3 protein-coding genes are annotated in these 3,736 nt (G+C 65.5%); all 3 read right to left on the reverse strand.

The window, feature by feature from the left end; translation table 11 throughout:
* Positions 1-2,639 (reverse strand): cobaltochelatase subunit CobN (locus tag RKP46_RS08785; protein ID WP_311106296.1); only part of this gene is annotated, 2,639 nt, incomplete at its 3' end.
* Positions 2,640-2,666: 27 nt separating this feature from the next.
* Positions 2,667-3,029: a hypothetical protein gene (locus tag RKP46_RS08790; protein ID WP_311106297.1), complete on the reverse strand. Its 363-nt coding sequence runs from the start codon at positions 3,027-3,029 to the stop codon at positions 2,667-2,669.
* Positions 3,030-3,100: 71 nt separating this feature from the next.
* Positions 3,101-3,736, reverse strand: a 636-nt coding sequence (locus RKP46_RS08795) for a TonB-dependent receptor domain-containing protein (protein WP_311106298.1), incomplete at its 5' end; no start/stop codon positions are given.

Consider the following 3,736-nt stretch of genomic DNA (forward strand, 5'->3'; position numbering starts at 1 on the left):
ACCGGCTCGACGCCCATGGTCCACAGCGCCTGCGCTTCGAGCATGCCCTGATGGCGCATGGTCTCGACCGACCACAGCGAGAAGGCGAGCTTCTTCGGGAACTTCCCTGTCTTCGCCTTGTGCGTCGCGATCAGCGCCTCCGCCGCCTCCTTGCCGGCTTCCCAGGCCTGCTTCGTCGGCACGCGCGAGGGGTCGAAGCCGTAGAGATTGCGGCCGGTCGGCAGCGCGTCCGGGTTCTTCATCGGGTCGCCGCCGTAGGAGGTGGGAATGTAACGGCCGGCGAGGCCGTCCAGCAGTCCGCTCATCTCTCCGGCAGCGGCAAGCTGGCCATACCAGAGGCGACCCTGCTCGAAACGCTCGGCTAGCGCGGCGTCGGCGGGCTTTGCCGCCTTGCCGTCGAGCCAGTCGCGGAAAAGCTTGAACGGTGGTGCTTCGACGGTCTTCTCATAGCTGTCGACGAACATCTCGTCGAGCTCGTCGTCGGCGACGCCCGCCGCCTTCGCCGCACTTTCCCAGAACTTCTTGCCGAGCATCAGCAGCACGGTGCCGAGCCGGTGCGTCTCCTGCGGCGGCGTGGCGAAGGTATGCAGGCCGAGCGGCTGTGCGGTCTGCGCCAGTTCGTGCAGGTGATCGTGAAGCTCGTCGACGAACTTGCGGAAGTCGGCGGCGATCTGCGCATCGCTCCAGCCCATGTCCTTGTCGATGCGCTCCTTCTTCACGGCAGCCTTGAGGTCGGCGGCGAGCTTCTGCTTCACGGCGCCATCGTCCTGTGCCATCCAGGCGTGCAGCAGGTCGTGGATCCTCACCGTCGCCTCATGCAGGCCGGCCGGAGCGAAGGCCGGGGTCTGATGGGTAACGGTCGTGGCGCGACCACGGCGCTTGGTCTGCATCGCCTCGCCGATGTTGTCGACGATGTAGGGGTAGATCACCGGAACGTCGCCTACCGCCAGCATCGGGTAGTCGGTCATGGCGAGCCCGCGCTCCTTGCCCGGCAGCCATTCCTGCGAACCGTGCGTGCCATAGTGGATCAGTGCATCGGCCCTGAACTGCTCTCGCACCCACAGGTACTGCGCGAGGTAGTAGTGCGAAGGGACGGCCTTGGTCGAGTGATAGATGGCCTTTTCCTTGTCTTCCCATTTCTCGCCGCGCGGTGCCTGCGGCGTGAAGATCACCTTGCCGGCTGCGAAGCGCGGGATGACGAAATACGGTGCGCCATCGTTGCGGATGATCATCGCCGATTTCTCGGGCTCGCCCCAGCGTTCGGACAGTTCGCGGCGCACCGCTTCTGGCAGCGTCGCCAGCCAGGCGCGGTAGGTCGCGACCGGCAGCTTGTCGGCCAGGCCGTCGCGCAAGAGAGACTGCAATTGACCGTCGCGGTAGAACGGTGCCAGCAGGCGCTGCAGGTTGTTGATCAGCACGATCTCTTCCTCGGGGCGGGCGTCGTAGCCGGCGGCCTTCAGCGCCTGCAGCGTCGCGGCGAGGCTCTTCGGAAGATTGAGGTAGGAAGCGGAGAGGTTCTTCTCGCCCGGCGGGTAGTTCCAGAACATCACCGCCAGCTTCTTGTCGGCGTTCGGCAGGCGCTGCAGGCGGACCTGGTTGATGACCTTGGCGACGACGGCGCCCGACTGCTCGGGAATTACCGTCACCGCGTCATCGCCCTTCTTCTGCGCGCCGGCGATCACCGCGTCGGTGATGCCGGCGTATTCGCCCTGGGCGAGGAAGAAGGGTACGTCCATCAATGGCACGCCCTGCGGGTCGGCACGCCAGTCGGCCTCGTCGCCACGGCGATAGGAAAGCGCCTGCACCCAGGGGATGCCGAGGGCTTCCAGTTCCTTCTTGCGGCCTTCCGGATCGAGCACGATCTGCGTATTGATGACGGCGTCGGCAACCAGCTTGCCGTCGACCTTGAGCAGCCCGGCCTGCGGGCCCATCACCGGTGCGTACCAGGCCAGCGGCACGGCGCCGGCGGCCTCGATACGGGCGATGAGGTCGTCGACGAAGGCGGTCTGCTCGCTGCCGATGTAGGTCTGGTGCAGCGCGACGGCGATGACCGGCGGCTTCTTCGCCAGATCCACTTTCTTCCATTTCAGGTAGTCGGCGGTGTTGGCGAAGACGAGTCCGGGCGCCTTGGGGTGGTAGATCGCTGCCTTCGGGAATACCACCGGCAGCGCGATGCCGTCGAACGATTTACCCTGCCGGTGTGCCGCGAGCGTGCGGAAGAAGTTCTCGAAGTTGGGTCGGGCGCCGTTGACGTAGTAGGCATGCAGGCGGTCGGCGACGGCCTTGGGGAAGCCCTTGTTGTCGGGCTTGGCTTCGTGCATCCACAGTTGCGGGACGGAGAGGCCGGGCAGGGCCTTCACGAGTTTGGCACGCATCTGGTCCTGCAGGTGGTCGCGCGGGGCGTCGAAGACGACGACATCGGCGCCACGGAAGACGGAGGCGTCGACGTCGGCCGGCAGTTTTTCAGCCTGCTTCGATTCGACCTTGAAGCCGTGCGCGGCGCCGATCTCGGCGAGTTTCGTGAACTTGCCGTGCGGCACCGGGCTGACGGAAATGAAGAGCAGGGTATCTGCGTGCGCAGCGCTGGCGAGCGCGGCGGCTATGAGCAGTGTGCGGCGGAGGAATTTGCTGAGGGGCATGGGTTCGGCTTGCTGGTCGCAGGTGAATCAATGCAACGACTGGCTGGCGGGCTGGATGAGCTTGTCGTGCTGTTCGTGAGGCTGGTCAATAGATTTTTCGACTTGCGGTTCGTCGGCGATGGCCGTGAAGAGTTGTGCCCACTCCCGCTCGAGACGAAGTGCGAGCTGCTTCAGCATCGGTGGCATGTCGTCGTCGGCGTAGTGCTGCAGCAGCGCCAGGTTGCGCCGGATGCGGTTGGCCAGCCGCGGGCAGCCGAGGCAGGAAAAGCGCGTCATCATCGTCATCAGCGCGGCGATGAGCGACGTCGGGTCGGGCAGTGCGGGTCGTCGGGTCGTGTCCATCGTTCGCATCCTGTCTGTCTCGTCATCTCGTGTGGCCGGATTCCCCACCCCTCACGCAGCGCAGGCGGGCCTGCGGGAGGGGTGGGGCGGCCTGTCTCCTTCTTCTTCCTTCGGTTTTTTTAGAAGTCGGCCTGGAAGGCAACGCGGACGTTGCGGCCGGGCTGCGAGTAGAAGTCGACACCGAGCGGATTCGGGGCGTCGGCCTGGCGGATGTCGCTCCACAGCCAGTACTTCTTGTCGAAGACGTTGTTCAGCGCGACGGTCACGCGCGTGTCCCTGCTCGGCTTGACCCAGGCCGCGAGGTCGGTGACGCCGTAACCGGGAGTGCGGTAGTAGCGGCCAGCGCTGTCGTCGATGCGGTCCTTGCGCGTCGCGGCACGCAGGCGGGTTTCTGCTCCCCAGCTACCGGCATCGCGCACCAGGCCGAAGCTCGCCCGCATCGGCTCGACGCTGTTCAGCGGCTCGTTGTCTTCCTTGTTGTCGCCATGGGCATAAGCAATGGCACCATCGACGCGCCAGCCGGGCTGGAAGTCCCAGCTGCCGCGTGCCTCGGCGCCGTAGATGCGCACCTTGGTCAGGTTGCGCGACTGGTAGGTGGTGAAGCCTGGAATGCACGCCGGGTCGGACGGGCAATTGAGCCTTACGTTCTCGATGAAATCCTTGTAATTGTTGTTGAAGACGGCGATCTGGCCGCGTGCCGTGGCGGTCTTGGCGCGGAGGCCGAGCTCGATGCCGACGCTGGTTTCCGGCTTCAG

It is taken from the genome of Accumulibacter sp. (assembly GCF_031732815.1).
GTDB lineage: Bacteria > Pseudomonadota > Gammaproteobacteria > Burkholderiales > Rhodocyclaceae > Accumulibacter.